The 25878-nt window shown below is 44.2% G+C and carries 25 protein-coding genes; all 25 read right to left on the bottom strand.

What is annotated here, in order from left to right:
* Positions 1-82: 82 nt before the first annotated feature.
* The 25 genes from eno to DRED_RS00610 all read right to left on the bottom strand — a co-directional run bounded on the left by eno (position 83) and on the right by DRED_RS00610 (position 25839).
* The gene (gene eno, locus DRED_RS00730) at positions 83-1366 is read right to left on the bottom strand and encodes a phosphopyruvate hydratase (RefSeq protein ID WP_011876530.1); all 1284 of its coding nucleotides are present in this window, start codon (positions 1364-1366) and stop codon (positions 83-85) included.
* A 147-nt stretch (positions 1367-1513) separates the two neighbouring features.
* Positions 1514-3064 (bottom strand): 2,3-bisphosphoglycerate-independent phosphoglycerate mutase, encoded by a 1551-nt coding sequence (gene gpmI, locus DRED_RS00725; RefSeq protein ID WP_011876529.1) that lies wholly within the window; start codon positions 3062-3064, stop codon positions 1514-1516.
* A gap of 60 nt (positions 3065-3124) precedes the next feature.
* The gene (gene tpiA, locus DRED_RS00720; RefSeq protein WP_011876528.1) at positions 3125-3877 is read right to left on the bottom strand and encodes a triose-phosphate isomerase; all 753 of its coding nucleotides are present in this window, start codon (positions 3875-3877) and stop codon (positions 3125-3127) included.
* 39 nt (positions 3878-3916) lie between these two features.
* Positions 3917-5098 carry a phosphoglycerate kinase gene (locus DRED_RS00715; RefSeq protein ID WP_011876527.1) on the bottom strand — a complete coding sequence of 394 codons (1182 nt, stop codon included), beginning with the start codon at positions 5096-5098 and terminating at the stop codon, positions 3917-3919.
* 3 nt (positions 5099-5101) lie between these two features.
* Complete coding sequence (gene gap, locus DRED_RS00710) at positions 5102-6127, bottom strand: type I glyceraldehyde-3-phosphate dehydrogenase (protein WP_011876526.1); 1026 nt, start codon at positions 6125-6127, stop codon at positions 5102-5104.
* A 76-nt stretch (positions 6128-6203) separates the two neighbouring features.
* Entirely contained in the window at positions 6204-6965 is a 762-nt protein-coding gene (locus DRED_RS00705; protein WP_011876525.1) for a DeoR/GlpR family DNA-binding transcription regulator, read from the bottom strand.
* A gap of 390 nt (positions 6966-7355) precedes the next feature.
* On the bottom strand, positions 7356-7928 hold the full coding sequence (locus tag DRED_RS00700; RefSeq protein ID WP_041274356.1) for a glycerol-3-phosphate responsive antiterminator: 573 nt from the start codon (positions 7926-7928) through the stop codon (positions 7356-7358).
* Between the two features lie 426 nt (positions 7929-8354).
* Positions 8355-10058 (bottom strand): formate--tetrahydrofolate ligase, encoded by a 1704-nt coding sequence (locus tag DRED_RS00695; protein WP_011876523.1) that lies wholly within the window; start codon positions 10056-10058, stop codon positions 8355-8357.
* Positions 10059-10073: 15 nt separating this feature from the next.
* Positions 10074-10463: a thioesterase family protein gene (locus tag DRED_RS00690; protein WP_011876522.1), complete on the bottom strand. Its 390-nt coding sequence runs from the start codon at positions 10461-10463 to the stop codon at positions 10074-10076.
* Positions 10464-10562: 99 nt separating this feature from the next.
* The gene (gene ndk / locus DRED_RS00685) at positions 10563-11012 is read right to left on the bottom strand and encodes a nucleoside-diphosphate kinase (protein ID WP_011876521.1); all 450 of its coding nucleotides are present in this window, start codon (positions 11010-11012) and stop codon (positions 10563-10565) included.
* A gap of 112 nt (positions 11013-11124) precedes the next feature.
* Complete coding sequence (gene ftsH / locus DRED_RS00680; protein ID WP_041274355.1) at positions 11125-12951, bottom strand: ATP-dependent zinc metalloprotease FtsH; 1827 nt, start codon at positions 12949-12951, stop codon at positions 11125-11127.
* 77 nt (positions 12952-13028) lie between these two features.
* Positions 13029-14447: a tRNA lysidine(34) synthetase TilS gene (tilS, locus tag DRED_RS00675; RefSeq protein WP_011876519.1), complete on the bottom strand. Its 1419-nt coding sequence runs from the start codon at positions 14445-14447 to the stop codon at positions 13029-13031.
* 296 nt (positions 14448-14743) lie between these two features.
* Positions 14744-17227: a stage II sporulation protein E gene (gene spoIIE / locus DRED_RS00670; RefSeq protein ID WP_238442551.1), complete on the bottom strand. Its 2484-nt coding sequence runs from the start codon at positions 17225-17227 to the stop codon at positions 14744-14746.
* Positions 17228-17306: 79 nt separating this feature from the next.
* Entirely contained in the window at positions 17307-18197 is an 891-nt protein-coding gene (locus DRED_RS00665; RefSeq protein ID WP_011876517.1) for a Ppx/GppA phosphatase family protein, read from the bottom strand.
* 69 nt (positions 18198-18266) lie between these two features.
* Positions 18267-18647: a S1 RNA-binding domain-containing protein gene (locus DRED_RS00660; protein WP_011876516.1), complete on the bottom strand. Its 381-nt coding sequence runs from the start codon at positions 18645-18647 to the stop codon at positions 18267-18269.
* A gap of 96 nt (positions 18648-18743) precedes the next feature.
* Positions 18744-19193 carry an FtsB family cell division protein gene (locus DRED_RS00655; RefSeq protein ID WP_011876515.1) on the bottom strand — a complete coding sequence of 150 codons (450 nt, stop codon included), beginning with the start codon at positions 19191-19193 and terminating at the stop codon, positions 18744-18746.
* A complete protein-coding gene (locus DRED_RS00650) occupies positions 19190-19423 on the bottom strand; it encodes a helix-turn-helix transcriptional regulator (protein ID WP_011876514.1) in 234 nt (77 codons plus the stop codon). The genes DRED_RS00655 and DRED_RS00650 overlap by 4 nt, the downstream gene beginning before the upstream one ends.
* A 177-nt stretch (positions 19424-19600) precedes the next feature.
* On the bottom strand, positions 19601-20170 hold the full coding sequence (yabQ, locus tag DRED_RS00645) for a spore cortex biosynthesis protein YabQ (RefSeq protein ID WP_238442598.1): 570 nt from the start codon (positions 20168-20170) through the stop codon (positions 19601-19603).
* Positions 20171-20189: 19 nt separating this feature from the next.
* Complete coding sequence (yabP, locus tag DRED_RS00640; protein WP_011876512.1) at positions 20190-20474, bottom strand: sporulation protein YabP; 285 nt, start codon at positions 20472-20474, stop codon at positions 20190-20192.
* Positions 20475-20635: 161 nt separating this feature from the next.
* Positions 20636-21589: a SpoIID/LytB domain-containing protein gene (locus DRED_RS00635; RefSeq protein ID WP_011876511.1), complete on the bottom strand. Its 954-nt coding sequence runs from the start codon at positions 21587-21589 to the stop codon at positions 20636-20638.
* 139 nt (positions 21590-21728) lie between these two features.
* Entirely contained in the window at positions 21729-21971 is a 243-nt protein-coding gene (locus DRED_RS00630) for an RNA-binding S4 domain-containing protein (protein ID WP_011876510.1), read from the bottom strand.
* Between the two features lie 16 nt (positions 21972-21987).
* On the bottom strand, positions 21988-22308 hold the full coding sequence (locus DRED_RS00625) for an HU family DNA-binding protein (RefSeq protein ID WP_274376913.1): 321 nt from the start codon (positions 22306-22308) through the stop codon (positions 21988-21990).
* A 56-nt stretch (positions 22309-22364) separates the two neighbouring features.
* Positions 22365-23882: a bifunctional methyltransferase/pyrophosphohydrolase YabN gene (yabN, locus tag DRED_RS00620; protein ID WP_011876508.1), complete on the bottom strand. Its 1518-nt coding sequence runs from the start codon at positions 23880-23882 to the stop codon at positions 22365-22367.
* A 229-nt stretch (positions 23883-24111) separates the two neighbouring features.
* Complete coding sequence (spoVT, locus tag DRED_RS00615; RefSeq protein ID WP_011876507.1) at positions 24112-24672, bottom strand: stage V sporulation protein T; 561 nt, start codon at positions 24670-24672, stop codon at positions 24112-24114.
* 132 nt (positions 24673-24804) lie between these two features.
* Positions 24805-25839: a peptidylprolyl isomerase gene (locus DRED_RS00610; RefSeq protein ID WP_011876506.1), complete on the bottom strand. Its 1035-nt coding sequence runs from the start codon at positions 25837-25839 to the stop codon at positions 24805-24807.
* Positions 25840-25878: the final 39 nt, after the last annotated feature.

Genomic DNA, 25878 nt, shown 5'->3' with positions numbered 1-25878 from the left:
ATTATTCAGAGCTGAATCTTTTAACCATAAATCTATTTCGCATTGAGTTTAAACTTTGTTTGAGCCATCCCAGTCATTTTTTCTACCTTAGATTATAAAATACATCTTTACCACGATACTTGGCCATGGTGCTAAGTTCTTCTTCAATACGAAGCAACTGGTTGTACTTGGCGACCCGGTCTGTACGAGAAGGTGCACCAGTTTTAATTTGTCCCGCATTGGTGGCCACCGCCAGGTCAGCGATGGTGGTATCAGCGGTTTCACCAGAGCGGTGGGAAACCACTGCGGTATAACCCGCCCGCTTGGCCATTTCTATGGCATCCAGGGTCTCAGTAAGGGTGCCAATCTGGTTCAATTTAATTAAAATGGAGTTGGCCACTGCACTTTTGATTCCTTTATCCAATCGCTCAGTGTTGGTTACAAACAGGTCATCCCCCACCAGTTGCACCTTTTTGCCCAGGGCCTGGGTTAGCTTAGCCCAGCCTTCCCAGTCCTCCTCGGATAGGCCATCTTCAATGGTGATAATGGGAAATTTCTCTACCATCCGCTGATAAAATTCGATCATTTGTTCGGAAGTGTAGGTTACACCCTCTCCTTCCAAAACATAGTTACCCCCTTTGTATAATTCGGTGGCAGCTACGTCCAGTCCCAGAAAAACATCCTGACCTGGTTTGTAACCGGCCTTTTCAATGGCTTCAATGATTACCGCTAGAGCCTCTTCGTTGCTTTTAAGATTGGGGGCAAAGCCGCCTTCATCCCCCACAGCGGTGTTCAGTCCGCGGGCCTTAAGAACAGCCTTCAGGTTATGAAAGATTTCCGCTCCCATACGTAACCCTTCGGAAAAGCTGTCGGCACCCACCGGCAGCACCATAAACTCCTGAATATCCACATTGTTATCAGCATGGGCGCCGCCGTTTAGGATGTTCATCATAGGCACCGGCAATTCCTTGGCATTGACGCCTCCAATGTATTGATATAGAGGCATACCAAGGAAATTGGCAGCAGCCTTGGCCACCGCCAGGGAAACACCCAGAATAGCGTTGGCACCTAATTTTCCTTTGTTAGGGGTACCATCTAACTCAATCATCCTCTGGTCAATACCGATTTGATCTGTAACATCCATGCCAATAAGTTCAGGGCCAAGGATTTCGTTTACATGATTCACGGCCTTCAATACACCCTTACCTAGGTAACGTCCTTTGTCTCCGTCCCGTAGTTCCACAGCTTCATATGCGCCAGTGGACGCACCAGAGGGTACTGCCGCTCTCCCTACGGTTCCGTCTTCCAGCCAAACCTCTGCTTCCAATGTTGGATTGCCCCGGGAGTCAAGAATTTCGCGGGCGAAAATATCACTTATAATAGTCATGGTTGTTTCTCCTCCTATTTAGTCCCTTAAATATATAGGTCAACTATGATGTAGGTTTTACATTGGCCTTGGACCATGAGCACTGAGCTTTGAGGCTAAGGAACTCATGGCCCACAGCTCATTACCCATAGCTCAACCCCAAAGAATCTATCCCTTGGGCAGCAGACTCTCTCCGGTCATCTCCGGAGGTTTAGGCAGACCCAAAATTTCCAGCATCGTAGGGGCAATATCCTGTAAGCTGCCACATTCCTTAAGCTTGCCACCCTCATAGCGATCACCAACTAGTATAAAAGGAACCGGGTTCGTGGTATGGGCTGTATAAGCGCCACCGTTTTCATCAAGCATTTTTTCTGCATTGCCATGGTCAGCTGTAATAATAACGGTCCCTGCTTTTTCCAATACCGTTGATACAATTTTCCCGACGCATTTGTCCACTGTCTCCACCGCAATTCTGGTTGCCGCCATATTCCCAGTATGTCCCACCATATCGGGGTTAGCAAAATTAGTTATATAAACATCATATTGTGCAGTATTGAATTTCTTAATAAATGCCTCTGCCACTTCCTGGGCAGACATTTCAGGCTTTTGATCATAGGTTGCTACCTTGGGGGAAGGAATCAGTACTCTTTCTTCATTAGGATTTGGGGCTTCCACACCCCCGTTAAAGAAAAAGGTAACGTGGGCATACTTTTCGGTCTCTGCCAAACGTAATTGTTTTAGCCCCTGCTTGTCTAACCATTCACCCAGTGTGTGAACAAGCTGGGTCGGCGGAAAAGCCACCGGTGTTTTAATGGTTTTATCATAAACCGTTAAGCAAACAAAATGCACCTTTGGCCCGCCAGTACCCCGTTGAAAGCCGGAGAAATCATCATCCACAAAGGATCGGGTGATCTGTCTGGCCCGGTCCGGACGGAAGTTCATAAAAATGATAGAGTCTCCGTCAGCTACCCTGGCGATGGGTTGTTTACAGTCATCGGTGATAACGGTGGGCTTAATAAATTCATCGGTTTCCCCCCGCTGGTAACCCACATCGATGGCTTCAACAGGAGAGTTAGCCTGCAATCCTTCGGCGAAAACCATGGCTCGATAGGCTAATTCCGTTCGCTCCCAGCGACTATCTCTATCCATGGCATAATAACGTCCGGAGACAGTGGCCACCTGTCCAACGCCCAGTTCTTTCATCTTAGCTAAAAGCGCATTCATATATCCCTTGGCACTAGAAGGAGGAACATCTCGGCCATCCAAAAAGGCATGAACATAGACCTTGGACAGTCCCTGCCTCGCAGCCAATTCCAGGGCAGCAAATATATGTCGAATATGGCTATGTACCCCGCCATCTGATAAAAGACCCATAATATGAAGTGCCGAATTACTTTTCTTGGCCCCTTGGATAACCCTTAATAGTTCCTGGTTTTGGAAAAAATCACCATCCTTAATGGCTTTGGTAATGCGGGTAAGTTCCTGATAGACGACCCGTCCGGCACCCATGTTCAGATGCCCCACCTCGGAATTTCCCATCTGCCCTGCGGGCAACCCCACAGCCTCACCGGAGCAGGCCAAACTAGTGGACGGATACCTTTTTAGCAATCCTTTGACATATGGTATATTGGCACAGGCGATGGCATTACCCTTTTCATCCCGGTGTAAACCCCAGCCATCTAAGATAATCAAGGCCAGGGGGTGATATTGATGCTGCAATTTAGCAACCTCCTTTTTCTGAGGTTCTGGTTTGGAAAGCCAACCTTGCAAAGTTAAGTTTTAAAGAACATTTTGAATGATGCCGACAAAATCATGCATTTTCAAACTGGCACCACCCACCAAAGCTCCATCGATATCCGGTTGAGCCATGAGACCCTGGGCATTGGCAGGCTTGACACTACCTCCGTACTGAATGCGAACCGCTTCAGCAACAGTGTTGCCAAAGCGGCAGGCAATCACCTTGCGTATGTAGCCGTTTACTTGCTGAGCATCTTCGTCGGAGGCCGTTTTACCTGTACCAATGGCCCACACAGGTTCATAGGCAATGACAATACCTGCTGCCTGTTCTGGACTCAGGCCAGCGAGAGCCCCGTTGATCTGTTTTTCCACTGTGGCCTCGGTGGCACCGGTTTCCCGTTGCTCCAGACTTTCCCCTACACAAACAATGGGAATTAATTCACTCTCTAGGGCAGACTTTACCTTTTTATTAACATGGTCATCCGTTTCGCTAAAATATTGCCTTCTCTCCGAATGGCCGAGTATAACATATTTGCAACCTAATTCCTTAAGCATGGCCGAGGAAATTTCCCCAGTAAAAGCCCCTTGTTTTTTCCAATGCATATTCTGGGCAGCTAAAGCAATGGGGCTGCCCTTTAAGACTTCAGCAGCCGCCGCCAGGGCGGTAAAGGGAGGGCTTACCACCACTTCAACCGCGGTATTGCTTAATTTCTCTTTTAGTTCTACTAAAAACTCCAATGTTTCCGTTACGGTTTTGTGCATCTTCCAGTTTCCAACGATAATTAACTGCCGCATGGTAGTACCTCCCAACAAAGATTTATATGGCATTCGTGTTTATTGATCTAACAGAGCTGCCACTCCGGGTAGTTCTTTTCCTTCCAGAAACTCCAGAGAAGCCCCGCCACCAGTTGAGATATGGCTGATTTTATGGGCTAAACCAATCTTGTTAATGGCCGCTACCGAATCCCCACCACCCACAATACTTGTGGCAGGGGCCTCTGCCAGGGCTTTGGCCACCGCTTCGGTTCCTTTGGCAAAGGCCTCCATTTCAAAAACACCCATGGGGCCATTCCAAACCACGGTGGCGGCCGATTTAACTGCAGCAGCAAAGTTAGCTGCGGTTTCAGGGCCAATATCCAGCGCCATCCATTGCTCAGGAATGCCTGTCACCGGAACCACCTGTTGTTCGACCTCTGGTTCCATAGTCTGTGCTACCAACACATCGGTGGGCAACAGTAACTGCACCTGGCGAGCCTTAGCCCGTTCAATCAACTCTGCGGCCAGTTTTACCTTATCTGCTTCCACCAGGGAATTGCCTATTCTGTATCCCTGGGCCATTAAAAAGGTATTGGCCATGCCACCGCCGATAATTAAAACATCAACTTTATTTAAAAGATTTTCTATAACACCAATCTTATCCGATACCTTGGCCCCACCGATAATGGCTACAAAAGGTCGTTGCGGGGTGGTTACAGCCTGACCAAGCATTGACAGCTCCTTTTCCATCAGAAAACCGGCAACCGCAGGCAGGAATCGAGCAATACCTGCCGTAGAAGCATGGGCCCGATGGGCTGCGCCAAAGGCATCATTCACATAGATATCAGCCAGTTCCGCCAACTGTCTGGCGTACTGCTCATCGTTCTTGGTCTCAGCGGCATAGAAACGGACATTTTCCAACAACACTACATCGCCTTCATCCATACCAGCAACCACTTGGAGGACTTCCTGCCCCACAGAATCGTTAACTTTTAGCACCTGTTTCCCCAATAACTCAGACAATCTTTGGGCCACCGGTGTAAGGCGGTACTTCTCCACCACTTCTCCCTTGGGACGCCCCAGGTGGGAGGCCAGTATAACCCTGGCGCCTTGCTCCACCAAATATTGAATGGTGGGCAAGGCCTTTTGAATGCGGGTATCATCGGTTATCTTATCCCCGTCCAGGGGTACGTTAAAGTCCACTCGGACAAAGACTCTTTTACCTTTTACAGCAATTTCCCTAAGGGTTTTTTTGTTCATGGCTTACAACCCCTTTTGGGCCAGCATCAGCGCCAAATCCAGCACACGGTTGGAGTAACCCCACTCGTTATCGTACCAGGAAACCACTTTGGCCATATTGCCTTCCATAACCATGGTAGATAAGCCATCAATGATGGAAGAGTTGGGGTTGCCGTTGAAATCTCTGGATACCAACGGTAAGGCGTTGAAGGCCAGAATACCCTTCATCGTGCCTTCCGCAGCCTCTTTTAAAGCAGCATTAATTTCTTCGGCAGTGGTGGGTTGGGCCAACTCAACCACTAGGTCTACCACAGATACGTTGGGGGTGGGAACCCTCATGGCAAAACCGTTTAGCTTACCCTTTAGCTCCGGCAGTACCAGGGCCACAGCCTTAGCGGCACCGGTGGTGGTGGGAATGATGGATTGTCCCGCAGCCCGGGCCCGGCGCAAATCCTTGTGGGGTAAGTCCAAAATACGCTGATCATTGGTGTAGGAATGAACAGTGGTCATCAAGCCCTTAACAATACCGAATTTGTCATGAAGCACTTTAGCAAAGGGAGCCAAACAGTTGGTTGTGCAAGAAGCGTTAGAAATCACATGATGATTGGCTGGGTCATAGGTATGGTCATTAACACCCATCACAATGGTGGCATCCACTTCTTTACCTGGCGCGGAAATAATCACTTTCTTAGCACCGGCTTGGATGTGTTTGGCTGCATCCGGACCTTTAGTAAAACGACCAGTGGATTCTATAACAATATCAACACCCAATTTGCCCCAGGGCAGTTTAGCAGGGTCAGTTTCGGCACAAACTTTAATTTCAACATTGTTTACCAGCAGGGTATCTTCCGTGCAGGCTACCTCAGCAGCTAACTCACCATGTACAGAATCATACTTTAGCAAGTGAGCCAGGGTTTGTGGGTCTGTCAAGTCGTTAACCGCAACAATTTCCACAGGAGATCCCGCCCGAACAAGATCCTTTTTCAGCATGGCCCTCAGTACATTTCTGCCAATACGTCCAAAACCATTAATCGAGATTTTAACTGTCATTTTCTATTCCCCCTGTTTTTTTAGTTGGTTAATTAATTTGTATTGCCAAAAAATCTCCCGGCAATACCAGGATTACTTATCTGTTTTCAGCAATCATCACTTGAACCCCTAAGTTTTCCAACTCCCGACGGGTATTCTCCGGTAGCCCGGCATCGGTAATCACTGTATGCACCCTATTCCAATGGGCAAAGGTATGATAGTATACCTGACCAAACTTTTTACTGTGAGCTACGAGAATCACCTGTCTGGCTGCGTCCAACATGGCCTGTTTAACTTCAGACTCTAACATGTTATCGGTGGATAAACCCCGTTCGATATTAATACCAGTGGCAGCCAGAAACACTTTGTCAGCATTAAAGCCCGTGAAGCCGCCCCTGGCCATAGGACCAACCAGGGCTTGGGTGGTACCTCGCACCTCCCCCCCGGTTATCAGTACGGTCATTTCATCGCCATGATTGGCTAGGGTAGAGGCAATGGGCAGTGAATTGGTAATCACAACACAGCTTTTGTTAATTTCCTGGGCAACTGCCAGGGTTGTTGTCCCTGCATCCAGAATAATGGTCTCTCCCTCGGCTATTAAATCTGCGGCCAATCGGCCAATGGCTATTTTTTCCTGTTCGGCCTCTCCTAACCGGGCGAAAAAGCGATCATCCGGCGCAGTTTGAAGAAAGAGTGCCCGGCCGTGTTCTCGCTGTATCAGGCCTAAGGCAGCCAGAGCCTTCAGATCACGGCGAATGGTCATTTCCGAGACATCAAAGCGCTGCGCCAATTCGGCAACGGTAAGGTTCCCGTGTTCCCGAAGTAATGATTGAATTTTCTCTTGACGTTCACTGCCCATGATCCTTCCCCCTATTTTGGTCGAGGTTATAAAAGAATTTATAAACTTTTACCTAAGAAAAAACTGCTTGTGAGTAAAAGTTGTTTGTTTGTTTAAACATTATATTCTGTTTATTTAAACAAAAATCCTTCTTTTTATTGTTTAATTAAACAACTTTTTTAAATTTTTATTATTTTAACCATCACTCTCCCATATAGCATTAGATTACCCAGCTATAATTTGTTTATTATAAAAAGGAAAAAGCAAGCCAAGGATAATTTCTTGTTTCTACCCACCGGCCTGCTCCAAATCTCCCTGCCGTAATATTTTTCATTCTTCTAAACCTTACTTTTCGTCAATCCATTGACTGACTCTGGCTGCCACTGCCCCCTCAAGCTATTTTATGGTAATTTACAAAGCAACATTCCAAAGATGCCTTAGACTGGTTGTGATGGCATCAATGCCTTTACCAATGGTTTCTTTAACATCCGATTCTGTTTTCAATAGGCCTCCCCCCAAAACAGGAAGCCTAAGGGATTTTTTTATGTCCTGAATCACATATTGGGGAATTGTTGCCGGCAATACTTCCACTGCATGGGGCTTAATATTTTCTGCCACCCGAACAGCAGTTTTAACGGATTCGGAATCTACAATAAATAAGCGCTGCACCACCCAAAGCCCTTCCTCCTTTGCAAATTTTGCTAGATTTGATTTGGTGGTAACAATCCCCTGTACACCCATTCTCTTGATGAGATGAAGCCCTGCCCGATCTTTGCCAATACCTTCAACCAAATCTATATGTGTAAGCAACATCTTCTCTGAGGCACGTACCTTTTTAATCATTCCCGGGAGATAATTAATATCCCCACCTAAAAGAAATATAGCATGGACTCTGGGATGTCGAATGGCCTCTTCCAGATCTTCAACCCGCCGGATAGCCGCTCCTATATGGCTTTGGCCCATTACTTTTGTTAAAAACTCCATATCCTTCCCCCTAACCACTAAAAATAAGTCTATTATTAAAATGTTTTTCAAAAAAACAAACGACCCATAGGTACATAAATTATGTACAAATAGGCCATTTCACCTTTCAGAAGGAGCATAAACTAACACAATAAAACCAGACAATTCCAAAGGAAACTGCCTATTTCGGGTTATCTCTATTACTCCAACCATAATATCAAATTGTTTTAATAAGTTTTTACTTCGACATAGTATTTTATTTTCCTTTTGGAAAATAACAAATTTTTTAAAAATTTGTTATTGTTTTTAACCTATTATTCCTTTTCACCCATTCCCAAGTGAGGTCGTTTTTACTGGTAAGATTATTTGGGGGTGTTTTAGTAGAACAATTATAAAAAATAACCCCCTGCAATTTCTTTTAGAATTGCAGGGGGTAGCACTCACCCTTTAGAAAAGGCCCACCGTACGTCCGTATTCGTCTATATCAACATTGTGAGCAGCTGGTTTGGAGCCCAACCCTGGCATAGTGCGCATGGCACCAGCCAGTGGGTAGAGGAAACCGGCACCCACGGAAGCTCGGATATCCCGTATGGGGAAGATGTAGTTTTTGGGAAGTCCCTTCATAGCTGGGTCATGGCTGATGGACAGGTGGGTCTTGGCCATGCAAATTGGTAAATGCCCCAAGCCCAGATCCTCAAATTGTTTTATCTTTCGTTCGGCCAAAGGCTCAAACACTACCCCATCGGCATTATAAACCTTAGTGGCCAATACCTCTATCTTTTCTTTAATGCTTAAATTATCAGGATAAAGAAGCTGAAAATCAGCTGTTTTTTCACAGGCGGCCACAACGGCTTCGGCCAGTTCAATGGCTCCTTCGCCCCCTTCGGCCCATACTGTTATGGGATAAGCCCCCAATGCACCTGCTTCCAACGCTTTTTTACGAACCAGATCAACCTCCGCATCGGTATCCGGGGTAAAGCGGTTAATGGAAACAACCACTGGCACACCATAGTAACTGGCCACTTTGATGTGGTGGGCCAGGTTGGCACAGCCCTTCTCCAGGGCAGGCAAATTTTCTCTGGTTAATTCTTCGGGCAAGGGTTTTCCTGCTACTACGTTACCCAAGCCGCCATGCATCTTTAAAGCCCGGATAGTGCAAGTAATAACAACACAACTGGGACGTAGGCCAGACTGACGGCACTTAATATCCATGAATTTTTCCATTCCCAGGTCAGAGCCAAAACCACTCTCGGTCACAACATAGTCTGCCAAATTCAGTGCAATCTTATCTGCTAGCACAGAGTTATTACCATGGGCAATATTGGCAAAGGGACCCGCATGCATAATACAAGCTTGACCTTCCAAGGTTTGAACTAAATTTGGCTTTAATGCTTCCTTCATAATAACCGTCATGGCGCCTGCAGCCTTTAAGTCTTCAGCAGTGACAGGCTTTCCATCGTAGGTATAGGCCACAATGATTCTCCCTAAGCGCTGTCTCAGGTCGTGCAGATTTTCTGCCAATGCTAAAATTGCCATAACCTCTGAGGCCACTGCCATGTCAAAACTGGTTTGACGTGGATAGCCGTTCTCTTTACCACCTAATCCCACCACTATATCCCGCAGTGCTCGGTCATTTGTATCTAAAACCCGATTCCACATAACTGTCATGGGATCAATATTTAAAGGATTTCCTAACAAAATGGATGTGTCGATCATAGCAGCCAACAGGTTGTTGGCCGCTTCCACTGCATGAATATCACCGGTAAAGTGGATATTAATATCTTCCATCGGTACTACCTGGGAGTAACCACCACCGGCGGCTCCCCCTTTTATGCCAAACACAGGACCCATGGAGGGCTGTCTTAAAGTGGTAATCACTTTTTTACCTATCTTCCCAAGACCCTGACATAATCCAATGGTTGTAACCGTTTTACCCTCCCCCAGAGGAGTGGGTGTAATGGCGGTAATATCAATTAGCTTGCCCATGGCTCTGTCATTAAACTTTCTTAATACATCTAGGCTTATTTTAGCCTTATACTTACCATAGAGGTCAATATCGTCTTCTCCTAAACCAATGTTCTTAGCAATCTCGGCAATGGGAATCATTTCGTGTGCCTGGGCAATCTCCAGGTCGCTTGGTACCTTTTTCATTTTACTACCTCCTGCCTAGTCTAGTTTACTTTCTGCTCTTTGAAGAAATTTTTCCTGATTTACAATGAATCTTTCGTGTTTACCAGCGCCAACGGGACCTGTTTCGTCCCTGGCCTCAACAACAAAGCTCAGCTTTTTACCCTCAATTTGAATCAACTCTGCTCTAGCCACCACTTTCATACCAACCGGAGTGGCTGCTGTATGCTTAATGTTTACCAGGGTACCTACCGTGGTTTCACCCTCAGGCAAATATTGATCTGCTAATTCCAACGCTGCCTTTTCCATTAAACCAATCATGGCAGGTGTGGCAAACACCCGAACCCCACCGCTGCCATAGGCAATGGCAGTATTGCTCTCCTCCACCATAATGCTCGTTTCATGGATTAAACCAGTTTTTAATTCCATATAATTCAGCCCTCCAATACAACCATTTACTTTATAACCATTATTTTCTATTTTTTAAAGTAAAATTCTCCAGTTTATGATAACTGGAGAACTTTTATATTACTCATAGATCCAGGTGTCAATGGCACGGTCGTAGTCTATCAGTTCTTCTGATTTAAAGAAAATTCCAATTTCCCTTTGGGCACTCTCTAAAGAGTCTGATCCATGGATAATATTACGCCCTACATCCACCCCAAAGGTGGCGCGGATAGTACCAGGGGCAGCCTTCAGTGGGTTGGTGGCACCCATCATTTCTCTGGCAGTGGTAACAACATCCTTGCCCTCTATGACCATGGCAACCACTGGACCGGAGGTAATAAAATCAACCAGCCCGTTAAAGAAGGGTTTCCCTGCATGTTCTCCATAATGCCTTTCTGCCACTTCACGTGATATTTGCATCATTTTTAAACCAACAATTTTATAACCCTTTTGTTCAAATTTACTGATAATTTGCCCTATCAAACCCCTTTGGACTCCATCAGGCTTGACCATTAAGTAAGTACGCTCCATTTTTTCCTCTCCTTGATGTTAAAGGAAGGGTGCCTGAAAGACACCCCCCATGCTTCTCAGTACTTTCTGTCAAATCCCAAGGTGTCAAAATTTAGGTGCAAAAGAACACTTACTACAGTTGAGCCGGCTTATCAAGGCCTGATTCCTTCATAATCCGGGCAAATTCTTCTGCTTCAATGGTTTCTTTATCCATAAGCACCTTTGCAATTTTGTCCAGGGTATCACTATGTTCTGTAAGGAGTTTCTTTGCCTTGCCATATGCTTGATCGATCATCTTACGAACCTCACGGTCAATTGCAAAGGCAACTTCCTCAGAGTAGTTGCGATCTCGATTAATATCTCTGCCCAGAAAAGGAGTATCTTGTTTATGTCCTAGAGTAAGAGGTCCAAGCTCATCACTCATACCATATTCCATAATCATACGTCGAATGATGCTGGTGGCTCGCTCCAAATCATTTTGTGCTCCGGTGCTAATTTCCTTTAGCACAACATCTTCAGCAACCCGTCCTCCCAGCAACATAACAACTTGATCCAGTAACATGGATCTGGTCATATAATAACGATCTTCCTTTGGTAACAAAAGGGTGTATCCGCCAGCTCGGCCACGAGGAATAATTGATACTTTATGAACGGGATCGGTGTTAGGCAACAGGTATCCTACTAAAGCATGACCAGCTTCGTGGTAGGATACCAATCGTTTTTCTTTCTCAGAAATCACCTTGGATTTCTTTTCTGGCCCTGCAATAACCCGTTCAATGGAATCTTCCAATTCGTTCATACCGACGGTCTTTTTACCAGACCTTGCTGAAAGCAGTGCTGCTTCGTTCATTAAGTTTGCCAAATCCGCTCCGGTAAAACCAGGAGTTCTGCGGGCCAAAACTTCTAAGTCTACGTTCTCTTCAAGGGGCTTCCCTTTGGAGTGGACTTTCAAAATCTCTTCACGACCCTTAACATCTGGAGAATCTACCACAACTTGACGGTCAAAACGACCGGGTCGCAGAAGTGCAGGGTCAAGGATATCAGGGCGGTTAGTAGCTGCCACAATGATAATTCCTTCATTGGGATTAAATCCGTCCATCTCCACCAGCAATTGGTTTAGGGTCTGCTCACGTTCGTCATGGCCACCACCTAAACCGGCACCCCGCTGGCGACCCACAGCGTCAATCTCATCGATAAAAACAATGCAAGGCGCATTCTTCTTGGCTTGCTCAAACAAATCCCGAACGCGCGAAGCCCCCACACCCACAAACATTTCAACAAAATCGGAACCAGATATGGAGAAAAAGGGAACCCCTGCCTCTCCAGCCACAGCCCGGGCCAATAATGTCTTACCTGTACCAGGAGGCCCAAATAATAGGACCCCCTTGGGAATCTTAGCTCCAATTTCATTAAACTTCTTTGGACTTTTTAAGAAATCTACAATTTCTGCTAGTTCTTCCTTAACCTCGTCTGCCCCTGCAACGTCCTCAAAGGTTACTTTTCTTTTTTCATCCGTATGTAATTTGGCCTTACTTTTACCAAAGGACATCACACGATTACCGCCACCTTGGCTTTGTTGCATCATAAAGAAGAATAGCATTACAAAAACAAGGATGGGTAATAGGGTTGTTAACAATCCGGTCCACCAAGACGGTTCCGGTGGCAATGCTTGTTTATACTGAACATCCTTTTCCCGCAACATCGGGATGATTGTATCATCCAATATTGGACCGTTGGTTTCAAAATCCCGACCATCTTTGAGTTTACCAATAATAATATTGGTGGATTTATCCGTTGTCATTTCCACACTCTGGACCTTGTTTTGTTCCAGAGCAGTAATAAACTGATCGTATCGCAAAGTCACAACGGCGGTTTTTTTGTCTCCCGTAAACTGGATCAAAAATATGATAACCAGTACAATCAACAGGTAAATGCTAAGGTTTTTAAGAACCTTATTCAAAAATGTCACTCCTCCCTGCAAGGCCCTATAGTCCCAAGATAATGAATATTTTACCACAACAGTTATTTGTTATCAATTTATCTAATACTATCATTCCCATTTTCTAGACTAAGTAGAATTACTTTTTTTGTTAAACTTGTTATTCCAATATGGTCAGCCAATCGAATGCCGCACACCCAAATAATACGTCCTGTTTTTTTTTCAACAACCAGAGGAATTTTATTGCGAATATGCCTGGGTATCTTGCGGTCTATCATAAATTTTTTAAGCTTAACCTTTTTCCCTAAACCATAAGGGACAAAGGCATCCCCCTCCTGCCTGAATCTTACCTCTAGGGGCATTGAAATACTGTCAAAATCAATGGCAGCCATTGTAGAAGCTAGCTCCTTGAGATCCATCGGTATTTCATCTCTACGAACAATTTGGCAAGTGATTTTAATTCCTTCCTCCAAAGTAGCACTTCCCGGTACCTCCAAGGTGTATATCTCCTTACTCCGATGGTGTTCTATGTCTCCACCACTCTCAAAGATTAAAAGATCTGGAGTCAGTCTAACCTTCACTGCCCCAGGCATTTCAATAATTCTTTCGGGACCGTCCCTCATAATATGGCTGATCAAATTCTCCACATGAGCAAAGGTTATACCCTGTTTTGTTGACTTTACTTCCTGGTAGGCAATTCTCATTATTCTACGCAGAAGCACCAATGGTTGGTTCATCAGTGACTTTCTATCCAATACCGGGCCATCTGTCATGAGCAGTACCTTTTGATAGCCTCTTCGAGCCAATTCTTCCATGTATTCGTCCTCTTCACGCAGTTGTTCGGACATACGGGATAGAATGGTTATCAAACCCGGTGAATATTCTTTTTCCAGTAGCGGGATCAATTGATGTCTTAATTTATTTCTACGATAAACAACTTCTAGATTCGAGCTGTCTATTCTAAATGTAAGTCCTTTTCGTTGACCATACTGCTCAATCTCACTACGAAGAAGTTTTAATAACGGTCGAATATACAGATTATCTCTGACAGGAGCTATTCCAGATATTCCTTTCAAGCCTGAGCCCCGTAGCATATTCATCAGAACTGATTCCGCTTGGTCATTGGCATGATGGGCCAAGGCTATCTTATGTCCTCCGGTTTCCTCCCGTACATCATCATAAAACTGATACCGAACTTCTCTGGCTGCCAACTCGGAGGATAACCCCCTGGCTTGGGCATAGGCCGGAACATTTCTTTTTTCCACCGTACAGGGAATACCCCAGTTACTACATAGTTCCTGAACAAACAAAGCATCCTCTGTAGCTTCTTCCCCACGAAACATATGATTTAGGTGGGCCACATGCAACGATATGCCTAATTCCTCTTTCAAACAGTTTAGAATATGCAAGAGTACAACAGAGTCTAGACCACCCGAAACCCCCACAAGTACCAATTGACCTTTCTTAACCATTCGGTGCCGGGTCATTTCATTGTATACTCTTTCTAACACCTCCATACCTTTGCTCCTTATAAAATTCTATTTTCTAGTAGTATAATTTCAACACCTTCCAATAATCTCCTTCCCTACCTTTCAATATTGATATATTCCCTAGACCTAATCATATATACTTTGCATCTTTCCCCAATATATCCCTTATTAATTATTTGAATGCCTTGCTGGCTTTTATTCCGAAGGGACCCCAGATTCCTTCCGGTGCAGTACCTGCCCTAGCTTCCTTCATGCATATCGAAAGTATTATACTTCCTGACAACCTAAAAGAGAGAGGTGAACAGGTCACCTCTCTCTATAGGTTATGTTTCCGAAGGCAGGACTCTAGCAACTATTACAGTCATATCATCGGGTATCCTTCCACCGGCAGTACTTTGGGCCAGTTCCATAATAACCTCCGAGGCTTCCTGAGCACCAATTTTGCCCAAATTCTGTAAAATACCGGTGATCCACTGATCTTGATCTGCATCGGTACCCCGGTAAGCATCAAGCACTCCATCACTGAGCATAACCAGTAGGTCTCCCTCTTCCAACCCTTTGCTCACCGAAACAAATTGCAAGTTTTCCACTACACCCACCGGCAGAGCACTGGTTTTGATAATTGCCACCCGGCGTCCTCTGATAATATAACTGGGAACGGCACCAATCTTTAAAAAGGTTCCATTTCCATTGTATAGGTCCACAACTGCCATATCCACCGTAGAAAAGGTTTCTTCGGCTGTTCTTAGCATCATAATCGAGTTTACTGTTTTTACAGCCAAGTCCTGACTAAAACCGGACTCTAATAAGTGTTCCAGCAAAGAAATAATGGTCCCGCTTTCCTTGGCGGCCTTAGGACCAGTGCCCATGCCATCGGATAGAACCAGGGCCATACGGCCTTCCTTTAATTGCAAGATGGAATGGCTGTCACCACATACAGCATTACCATCCTTGCCAACCTTTGCTACTCCTATGTCTAAACTGTACTTCAAAGCTGGATAAAGCTTAAAGGAGCAACTATCGTTATCACCTTGAAGTTGACAGTTGGTGCTGGCAACATAAAAGCCCCTCCCTAGGACTTTAGAAACAATCGGTGCAATGGTAAAACGGCATTCCATTTCTCCCCGGCAAGCCCGCTTTACTACACCCACTTCCATTAACCCGTCTTCTTTGTGTAACGTATAAACATCCTGCACTGGAACTCCTATCTTAGCAAACTGGTTCGTAAGAGCCTCATCAATCTCTCCATCCAATTCCACATCAAATTCTAGTTCGCTGGACATGCTTTCCATAATTTGGGATATACCCTTAAGCTGCTCCGCTACCAGTTCTCTACTTTCCAACAGTCGCTGATGCCAATACTTATTTACTTTGTAAGTTTCATAAAGGCAGGTAAGGGTGATCGACATCTCTTTTAGCCTTGCACAACGTTTTTTTAAGTCATCAGAAAGATCTTCCATGGTAATTTTCCCTTGTAATTCAACTGTAGAAAGCATGTCCAGCATATTCTGATAAGTACGATAAAAATCCCTTTCCCAGCAAGTTCGGTAAAGAGCACAACCCTCGCATACCTTTTTACTAACTTCTGTAAATAATTGCTGCAGGCCATGTTCCTCCTGACTCTTCTGAACATTACTAGAAACCTGCTCAAAGCTTCTTGATAGTTCCGTAAATATGGCTCCCCAATTACGAATACGGTCCACTGTTAATTCCCTTAATCGGCTATCCTGTACCGGCCTTGTCGGTACAGCTTCCTGCCTTGCCTTTGGCAAGTGTTCCATAATCCGTTCCTGCAGTCTCAAAGGGAACAATACAAAGATCACACTGGCAATGGCTGTTTCAGTTATTACACCCCGAAGATCTCCATAATTTGATACATAGACAGCCAGTACAATGTTTCCCAATAGAAAGCCCACTGCCACAGCTAATTTACCGAAACCCCTAACAGTTCCAGCCACCACCCCGGCAAAGGAATAGGCCCCTACAATAGCTGGTGTAACCACAAAGGCTAGACCCGGAATAACGCCAGTTACAGCTCCCGTGGCAGCCCCTATTCCTGCCCCTCCCAGGAAAGCACCTAAAAGAATAACAACACGACTAAGAATCCCCCGCAGGGTCAGGCAGTCATATGCCAGATCACCAGTCCCGGCAATGACCCCTGCTAATAACAATAAAAAACAAAAAACGGTCTCTCCGCCCATGGTACGATGGGTCATTGTTCCCCTGGCAAAGGGAGCCAGGGCCTGCAGATACATAAAGGTAAGGACCCCGGCAAATATTGACTCAAAGCTGGCTGTAATATATGGATAGAGTGCCGGACCTTGAAAGCTGATCAAAATACTTTTTACAGTAAGGGTTGTAACAACAACGACCCCCGGCAGTACAATCTTTGGTCTATTCACCTGGGGTTTTATCGATAATAGGATAAAAAAAATCGCCACAACAATGATGGAAAGACTCCAAAACTGACTGCCCGCGGAAACAGTTAACAACCCGCCAATAACAGACAGGGGCACCAATGGTAAAGGACCAAAGCACCAGACAGTCGCACAAACAAAACTGCTCCCAAAGGGAGAAAGTTCCCCTAAAAGAACCGCCCGTCCTAAGAAGAAACCCAGTACATAAAGCAGCACTTTTTCTTTGGTTAAGGCTCGTCCAATAAAGGCTAATGAAAAACCCTTTGCACCATTTTCCAATTTTTTAGCCTTGACTGCTCCCTTACGAAATTTTGTTTCTTTCTTTTTATCTGAACCTCGACCCGACCTTTGGTAGGTATATATATCCGTGCGTTCTAACAACCAGTCCACCCCTTACATTGTCAGCTTTGCTTCATTATAGTATAGGGGATGGAAATTTTCTGTCATTATTGGTAGGTTATTCCAGTTTTTATTTCGACATCTTATGATATAGTTCTAAAATTAACCCGTGTAGGATATCACTCTCGGAAACCGTCAATCCCGGTAGGTCCAAGGCCTCAACCACATTTCTTACAATGCTGACACCCGCTGTAATGATATCCGCCCGTTGGGGCTGTAAACCAACTATTTTTTTTCTTCCCTCGGGACCCGCTTCCTTTAAACGCTTTAATAAACTAAGGATTTCTGCCCTGGATATAAAAAACCCATGCACAAGTTCCGAACGGTATTGAACTAATTCCAGGGACATTGCTGCCAGGGTAGTGGCAGTACCGCCCACCGCCACCAGGGAAAATTCCTCCCCTTGCCGTGCCTTAACCTTGTTTAGGGTTTCCGCCATAATTTGTTCTATCTGCTCTTCACTGTGGGCCCCTTCGGTCATTCGTACAGCCCCCACAGGAAGGCTGATATAATGAATCCCCTTCGGATCTTGCCAGATAAATTCTGTACTTCCGCCTCCCACATCCATTACCACAGTGGCGCTTTCTTCAATGGGTAACCCACTAAGAACGCCGGCATAACTGGCAGCAGCCTCTGCTTCACCTGTGTAAATCTTAACTTTTAGACCCGTTCTTGCGTAAACCAATTGTAAAAATTCATCCCGGTTGCAAGCGTCTCTCACTGCACTGGTGGCAGCTGTCATAATTGCCTGGGGTTTAAAGGTTGCCATTTCCTCTAGAAATGTTTCAATGGCCAAGACAGTTCTCTCCATGGCCTCGGGTAATAGTCTACCTTCATTGATCCCCTGCCCCAATCGTGTGGTAATGAGGCCACTTTTCTTTACGGATAATTGATTTTTATTGACCTCTGCAAGCAAAAAACGTGTTGAATTTGTTCCGACATCGATGCTGGCAAGACGCATGGTTTACCCTCCTGTCTTTACATACAAATAAGCATTCCCTGATATAGGGAATGCTTATTAGACTGCCTTTTAAAACTTGGAGCCTCGTCCGCCCCTTTTTGAATCGGTCTGCCGTTTAAGGTCAGATAACCGTTCATCACTTTCTTTCATAAACTTGGCCAGCTTATCTTCGAAGGAAGGTTGGAATTTTGGTTTGCGATTACCCCTGTTAGCTGAGGGATTCGCTTGTTTTATGGATAAACCTATTTTCCCCTTCGGGTCCACCGATATAATCCTTACTTTTACTTTGTCGTTAACCTTCAAAAACTCATTAATGTCTTTAACATAGACTTCGGCAACCTCAGATATGTGCACTAGCCCGGTCTGGCCTCCCGGTAACTCCACAAACGCACCGAAATTGGTGATCCCTGTAACAATTCCCTCTACAATACTTCCTTGTTCCAAAGACATTTACTTGCAAGTGCCCTCCTTAATTGGCAAACCAACTTTTACTTAATAAAAGTATATTGTAATAGTATTATAGGTGTCAATACGAATACTTTTAAATCAATCATAGATGTTTTTATACTTTATATCAAATGCCTCTGCACCGGCTTCCTCAGACTTAGAAGATTTTTTTTGCTCCGAAGCTGTACTTGTCTGTTTTGGCTGTGTAGGGACAACCAAAGTTTCCCCTGGTTTGACAAGTCCTAACTGCTCCCTGGCGGCTTGCTCAATATAGGCTTCAGATTTGATCTGTTTAATTTCAGTCCTTAATGCTTCATTCCTGTTTTTTAATTCTTCCACCTGAGTTTGTAAGGTTTTCATACTACTCTGCATGGTATTCATGCGGGTAAACTGATTGTACAGTGAGAAAACCATATAACAAACACAGGCTACGGTAAGAAGTAACATAAAATTACCGCTCTTTTTTCCCCGCCGGACCGTTTTCTCTGGATCTCGATTGTCACTGTGAAGTCTAAGTTCTGTTACCTTTCCTTTTCCAGTGGAAATCATTTATCTATTTCCTCCTCCTCAGGCCCAAACAAACCCAGGCTATCTCCGGATATAACAATAACTACCTGATATCCTTTTGATTTAGCACGATTAAACAAAGTAGCAACCGAACTGGGACTTAGGTTTAACTTGGCTGCAATTTTATCGGTAGAATAACCCATTTCCTTAAGGGCTACTACCTGGCGTTCCCGGAAACTAAGTTTTTCAGCTCCTCGTATCTCCAACTGCACGCTACTTTACCCCCGACCCGGAATCCACAGTTTATCCACAAGATATACACAGGGCGTGTACAAATTTACTACGTTTTCATTACAATTTTACTACAAACCCAAATTTTTACCAGATTGTTTTGTGAAAAATCAAAAAGAAATTATTTAAAAAAACGAGAAAACAGGACGATAGTCCTGTTATTTCTTATTTTTGTATTCAAATACAGGAAATATCGACACTAATCGTTTCCAAAAACCTCCTTTGAGCTTCTTCATGGGTCCACCAAATAATTTTGCCATAATTCTTTTACTGACCGTAACAGTTTTCCCCATTAAGTGTACAATAAACCCCAAGGGAAGGGCCACCAGCAGATATAGTCCTTTAAAGGGCAGGCAGATCATTTTCCACAGAAAGGAAAGTGTCTTTAATATTCCTATCCATATCTGGCGAAGTGTCTTAAAAATCTTGTGAATCATTGTAGTGGTTAGATGACTGAAAACATTTAAATAAAGCACCGCTCCCAAGAGTAAACCGAGTAAAACATAGAGGCGAACTTCGCCCCAGTTTCCCAGTAAAAGCAATATGAATACTACACCTGTAAGGATAAGCCAGAAAAAAATATCCCCCAGAGCGGTCCCGATCTTTCGCAGCCTTAAAGTACCCCTGGTTACCTTGTACAGGTCATAACAGAACCCCGCCACCATACCAATTAAAATTGTTAAAATAAAATAATAAAACTGATCCTGCAAGGGAACCAATTGCTGCACCACCTGTCCGTTTAGTGTGTTACTTAAGTATTCGATTAATAAAACTTTTTCCCCTGGCCTTATTAGCTTTGGTGGATTTCCCTTCGATGTATTCTAAGCCATTGATATAACCCTCCACTACCAAGCTACCCTCATCCAAGTTAAGATGGGTGATATGCATTCCCTCCCCTTTTAATTGCAGAACCCCCATATTGGTATCCAAGGTTATCTCCTGTTCATCAAAACTACCTACGTGCTGTACTCCTGCTAGCTTTAATTTCTTACGTCCCTCAATACTTAAAATATGTTTTTCGTATTCTTCCACAGTACCCCTCCGTTCACAGCGGACTTCGACCACGGTAATATCCACGATAAAAATATATGCTTGTCGTCCCAGGGGTATGACAAGAGCAGACAGGTGTACCAGCTTTTTCTCAATTTAGAAAAGAAAAACAACCTGTTGCCAGCAGGTTGTTTGAGAGTTTTTTAATCGTATAGCTTGTTAATTTTTATATCCTTAAAATAAAACTTTATAATATCTTGCGGTGAAGTCCCCTGTTCAGCCATATTCTTAGCACCCCATTGGGACATTCCAACTCCGTGACCATAGCCTTTACCGGTTAGCACAAGACTACCATTTTGGACAGCTACGTTGGTTAAGAACATCGATCGGACTTCTGTGCTTCCCACAGCCAGACGGAATGCAGGGCCTCCTATGATAGTCTGATTAATTTTTATCTTTATCGCCCTACCCGAAGAACCTTTCTCCGCAATGCTGGCCGATGTTAGGGGGCCAGGATCGGTACCAGATACACTTTTTACTGCTTCGCGCACTTTATAGCCTGGAATGGTGGCAGTCCATTGTTTTATATCCGGCAAAGTATTTTGAACGGACATTGGGTCATTTATATTGGCCTTAATATACGGAGTAGGGGTTTTGTGATAGGCTAACCCTTCGGCAGCACTGGCAGTTTTACCACCATTGCTGGCAGAGAACCAGGCCTTAATATAGTTTCCTTGATAGGTAATAACCTGCCCTCTGGTTTTCGCCACAGCCTGCCTAACATTTTCATTAATTCGAGATGGATCATAGGCCTGGGATTCCTCAACACTGGTCGATACATCCGTTCCATGGAGACCCTTTACCCGACTGGATTTAATGTTTTCCATGGTAAATGTACGAGCCAAGATCGCCTGGGCTGCCAAAGCATCCACGGGCCATTGGGGGTCCATTTCGGCTGCCACAACACCGGTTACATATTTCTCTAGTTTTATTTGCTGCTTTTGACCGGTTTCATTGTTATATAGGCTTATTGTTGGCTCTTCTTTGAACCGTTCCGGCGTCGGTGCCTGAGGTTTTTTGGCCGCTTGCTTGCACCCTCCGGCAAACATTGTTACCAACAAAATTAAGGTGAAGATTAGCAAACTTTGTTTTCTCAAGTTGAACTCCCTCCATTTTCTCTGTTTGCTATATTCTCTACACCTGAAAATAAAAATATGTTAGAAGATTTAATACTGTTTAATGTACTAAAAATAACAGAGGTACTTTGGTTTCCCAAAGTACCCCAGTATTTATAAATTACTCAATAATTTCGTAAAGGCTTGCTGCCTCTTTTACAGGAACTGTTTCCTTTACTTCTAAAATCTTAAATGACAGCTTTCTCGAGCCAAAATTAATCTCAACCTTATCTCCTGGCTTAACCTCAAGCCCCGCTTTAGCCGCACGATTATTCACCTGCACATGACCACCATCACACACTTCTTTGGCTAAAGTACGGCGTTTAATAACCCTAGAGACTTTGAGGAATTTGTCTAATCTCAATTTAGAACCCCCGAAATTATTCTACAGGGAGATTTGCCACAGCATCCTTTAACACTTTACCTGCTTTGAATACAGGCACTCTGGTGGCAGGGATTTGAATGGTATCCCCGGTTTGTGGGTTGCGGCCTTCACGGGCTTTGCGAGGTTTGGATTCAAAGGTACCAAAACCCACCAGTTGAATCTTATCACCCTTTGCTAAAGCTTCTTCAATGCTACCAAGGACAGCAGAAACTGCCTTTTCGGCGTCTTTCTTACTCAATTCGGTTTTTTCTGCTACTGCAGAAATCAGCTCGGCCTTGTTCAAATAAGGACCCTCCTTGAACTCAGAATAAACTATTTTTTGCTATTTCGCTATTTTATTAGCTTTTCCTTCCTAGAAGCAAATATTTCCTCCTATTTTTCTTGTTTTTTCAATATTTTGGCTTCTTCCCACCATAAATCCATTTGCTCTAGGGTTAACTCTGTTAACTTTTTACCTGCATCAGATGCTTTTTGCTCAATATAGTAGAACCTTTGTATAAACTTGTTTGTTGTTAAGGAGAGAGCATCCTCAGCCTCAATCTTGAGCAGCCTCGCTAGGTTTACCACCGCAAAAAGTAAATCTCCCACTTCTTCTGACAAGGCCTCTGTACAACCTGTCCCTATTTCCTGAAGTACTTCTTGTAACTCTTCTTTAACTTTATCCACTGCACCAGTATAATCTGGCCAGTCAAAGCCAATTCGAGCTGCCTTTGATTGTACTTTCTGGGCACGTAACAAGGCCGGTAAGGCCCTCGGGACTCCTGATAAATAAGGCTGTTCATTGGCTTGCGCCCCCTGCTCCTGGGTCTTTATTTTGTCCCAGTTCACCAATACTTCCTGACTGTCTTCTACACGGGTGGATCCAAAAACATGAGGATGTCTTCTTATCATTTTCTCCGTAATGGACTGGACTACATCATTCATGTTAAATTGTTTATTTTCGCTAGCAATTTGTGCATGAAAAACGATTTGTAATAATAAGTCTCCCAATTCTTCACAAATTTTATACATTTGCCCTTGTTCCAAGGCCTCAAGAACCTCATAGGTTTCCTCAATTAAATAGGGTTTAAGACTTTTATGGGTTTGCTCTCGGTCCCAGGGGCAACCATTTTCTTCCCGCAGGGTAACCATGACCTCTATCAGCGGATCCAGGGGGAAAGAACCCTCTGTGTTTTGTATTTCCGGCTGGTTAAACTTCTGATGCTCGGAACCTTTAGTTAAAGGTTCGATATACAAACTGGTTAAGTGATCGATCCAGTCCAGTCGGTCTAATTCGTATAAAGGTATTCGCTGAACCCTTTCTTCCTTGGGTACTCCCGCTGCTCGTACAACAGTGATCATATGTTCATCGGGATAATGATCCATGATGCTTAGCTTTGTTTCTCCAGCAGTCATTCGATCATAGATCTGGGTGACAATGGTACCCACTAAGGGATCCGGTTGCTGTACGTCCAGCCTAAGGGCATCAACAATATGTAGACCTTTACAGGGATCAATGCCAAGGGTTGCTGACAACGCATCTATAAAGCTCATAGCGGGAATTACACGTGTAGGGATGCCCCTGGCTGCCGCCAACTCCAGCACCCTCCGCACAGAGTCCTCCGCAACCATAGGATGCCCCGGTACCCCGTAAACCACTGGAGTCTGTTCAGCTACCTCCAATATCTCCTGGGCAATGTTGGAGTAAACTTCTTCAAAGGTTGTTGCATGATCATAATGGTGATCCATGCTGGAGAATTTTACTCCTTTCTGTTTTAACCAGTCAACGGTAGGGTGAACCTCTGTCCGCAAATAAACAGGTAAGCCACCATTAAGAAGTTCCCATACCTGTAAGGGAAGCATCCCAGGGTCGCCCGGGCCAAGACCAACAACTGTAATTAACTTGTCCATTTATCCATTACACCTACCTTTCTCCTAAATGATCTTCATAGCCCCATTCCACAGCCATCCAGTTACAAAAGCCAATTTTATGACTAAAGAAAACTTGGCTTATACCATACCCTATCGGAACTAAACCCTTTAGGCAATAGCGTAAGCTTTGGTTGCCCTTACGTATGCAAGAAAATTTTTTACTTTCCCAAGCAAAAAGAAAAAAGGGCCTTATCGGCCCGTGTTCTCTTTATTGTTCCATTTGTTTAGCAAGAAAACCAGCAGCAGTTTCAGCCAATTTAAGTTCCATTTCTCCCATTTTAACATCGGGATCTTTGGAGGCTAGGATAACCGCTCCAATTGGATCACCTTCAGAGATAATCGGTGCAATAACTTCCGAAGAGTATTTACACTCGCCGTCCTCAGTGATGCCGCATTCTTTACAATGTGGATCGTTACCCGGGGTATTAATAACCACCGCTTTGCGATCTTCCATTACTTTTTCTACATTGGGACCAATGGGCTTATTAATAAATTCTTTTTTCGGAGCCCCAGCCACGGCAATGATAGTATCTCGGTCTGCAATACAGGCAATATGGCCGAGGGCTTCATATAACGAATCTGCGTACTCTTTTGCGAAATCACCTAATTCTCCGATGGGTGAATATTTTTTGAGGATTACTTCACCTTCCCGATCGACAAAAATTTCAAGGGGGTCACCTTCACGAATCCTTAGGGTTCTTCTAATTTCTTTTGGTATAACCACTCGTCCTAAATCGTCAATACGACGAACAATACCCGTTGCTTTCATATATGATTCCTTCCCTCCTTTTTCTGCATAATCTACGCGGATTAACTTTCATTGATAGTATATAACGGGAGGGAAGGTGTTATTCATAATTTTCCATTGTTAGAAGTTTATTTTCGTCTTTTCGTTTTTTAGCTATTTTTTTGACGAATCCTCTGTTTTTGGGGCTAACTTGTTATTAATTTTAGCATTTTTTCTTAAATTATCAATAAATTGGGTGAATTTGGCTTGTTTTGCTTCACCCTCCAATTGAGCTGCTATGCTATCCTTAACTTCCGTGAGGGCTTTTGTAGAAGCAGGGGTTACTTTCTCTAATTTAATAATATGAAAGCCGTAGGCACTTTTTACAGGCTCTTTGGTAATCTCTCCGGGCTTCAGGTTCTCTGCGGCTTTTTCAAAGGCTGGATCAGTAGTATTGGCACCCCTATCAATGGTGTAGCTACCACCATTTTCACGGGTCCCCAGGTCATCGGATTTTTCCCGGGCCACCACCCCAAAGTCCCGTCCCTTTTGTGTTACCTCAGCCAGAGCCAACTTAGCAGCTTCTAGGGCTTCCTTTTCACCACGTTTAGGAACACCCGGTTGGTCACTGTTAATGGCAAACAGCATGTGCTTTACCTCTAGACGTTCCGGTGTGCCAATGGGCTCCCTGCCCTTATTCTCATTATAGAACTTGGTAATTTCCTCATCAGTGGGCTTCTTAACATCCGCTGTAACTTTCTCGTAAAGCTTCCTGGAGGATTCATCTAAAATCAGCTGTTCTCTCAATTCAGCCTCGGTTACTTTACTTTCTTCCAATGCCTTCTTATATTCCTCTTCGTTGGGAAAACCCTTTTTAATCTCTGCCATATTTTTATCAATAGCTTCCTTGGCCGGGATTAACTTTTGCTTTTCAGCCTCTTGTAACAGCAGTTCTTTGGTAATCATATCATCTAAAATACTTTGCTCTAGTTGCTCCTTCATGGCTTTGTTCTCTTTAGTGGTCAAATCAAAACCCTGCTGCTTATATCTCTCAACCATTTGGTTTGTTTGTTTGTCCAATTGTTGTCGGGTAATGTCCTTCCCATTAACGGTTGCCACCACGTTGGCCTTATTATTGGCACAGCCTGTGAGCAAGAGTAACAGGCTAAGAAAAATCGGTATACAACCTTGTAGAAATTTATTTTTCACTGCACAAATCCCCCTTTTACATAATATGGCCATTATACA

The sequence above is a fragment of the Desulforamulus reducens MI-1 genome, from assembly GCF_000016165.1.
GTDB classification, from domain to species: Bacteria; Bacillota; Desulfotomaculia; order Desulfotomaculales; family Desulfotomaculaceae; genus Desulfotomaculum; species Desulfotomaculum reducens.
This window is presented reverse-complemented; position numbering and strand designations above follow the sequence as displayed.

What these genes read in the sequence shown, in the direction of transcription:
- eno (WP_011876530.1), bottom strand. Translation starts at nt 1,366, where the DNA reads ATGACTATTATAAGTGATATTTTCGCCCGCGAAATTCTTGACTCCCGG.
- tpiA (WP_011876528.1), bottom strand. Translation starts at nt 3,877, where the DNA reads ATGCGGCAGTTAATTATCGTTGGAAACTGGAAGATGCACAAAACCGTA.
- DRED_RS00715 (WP_011876527.1), bottom strand. Translation starts at nt 5,098, where the DNA reads ATGAACAAAAAAACCCTTAGGGAAATTGCTGTAAAAGGTAAAAGAGTC.
- gap (WP_011876526.1), bottom strand. Translation starts at nt 6,127, where the DNA reads ATGACAGTTAAAATCTCGATTAATGGTTTTGGACGTATTGGCAGAAAT.
- DRED_RS00705 (WP_011876525.1), bottom strand. Translation starts at nt 6,965, where the DNA reads ATGGGCAGTGAACGTCAAGAGAAAATTCAATCATTACTTCGGGAACAC.
- DRED_RS00700 (WP_041274356.1), bottom strand. Translation starts at nt 7,928, where the DNA reads ATGGAGTTTTTAACAAAAGTAATGGGCCAAAGCCATATAGGAGCGGCT.
- DRED_RS00695 (WP_011876523.1), bottom strand. Translation starts at nt 10,058, where the DNA reads ATGAAAAAGGTACCAAGCGACCTGGAGATTGCCCAGGCACACGAAATG.
- DRED_RS00690 (WP_011876522.1), bottom strand. Translation starts at nt 10,463, where the DNA reads ATGGAATTAAAAACTGGTTTAATCCATGAAACGAGCATTATGGTGGAG.
- ndk (WP_011876521.1), bottom strand. Translation starts at nt 11,012, where the DNA reads ATGGAGCGTACTTACTTAATGGTCAAGCCTGATGGAGTCCAAAGGGGT.
- tilS (WP_011876519.1), bottom strand. Translation starts at nt 14,447, where the DNA reads ATGGAGGTGTTAGAAAGAGTATACAATGAAATGACCCGGCACCGAATG.
- DRED_RS00665 (WP_011876517.1), bottom strand. Translation starts at nt 18,197, where the DNA reads ATGCGTCTTGCCAGCATCGATGTCGGAACAAATTCAACACGTTTTTTG.
- DRED_RS00660 (WP_011876516.1), bottom strand. Translation starts at nt 18,647, where the DNA reads ATGTCTTTGGAACAAGGAAGTATTGTAGAGGGAATTGTTACAGGGATC.
- DRED_RS00655 (WP_011876515.1), bottom strand. Translation starts at nt 19,193, where the DNA reads ATGATTTCCACTGGAAAAGGAAAGGTAACAGAACTTAGACTTCACAGT.
- yabN (WP_011876508.1), bottom strand. Translation starts at nt 23,882, where the DNA reads ATGGACAAGTTAATTACAGTTGTTGGTCTTGGCCCGGGCGACCCTGGG.
- spoVT (WP_011876507.1), bottom strand. Translation starts at nt 24,672, where the DNA reads ATGAAAGCAACGGGTATTGTTCGTCGTATTGACGATTTAGGACGAGTG.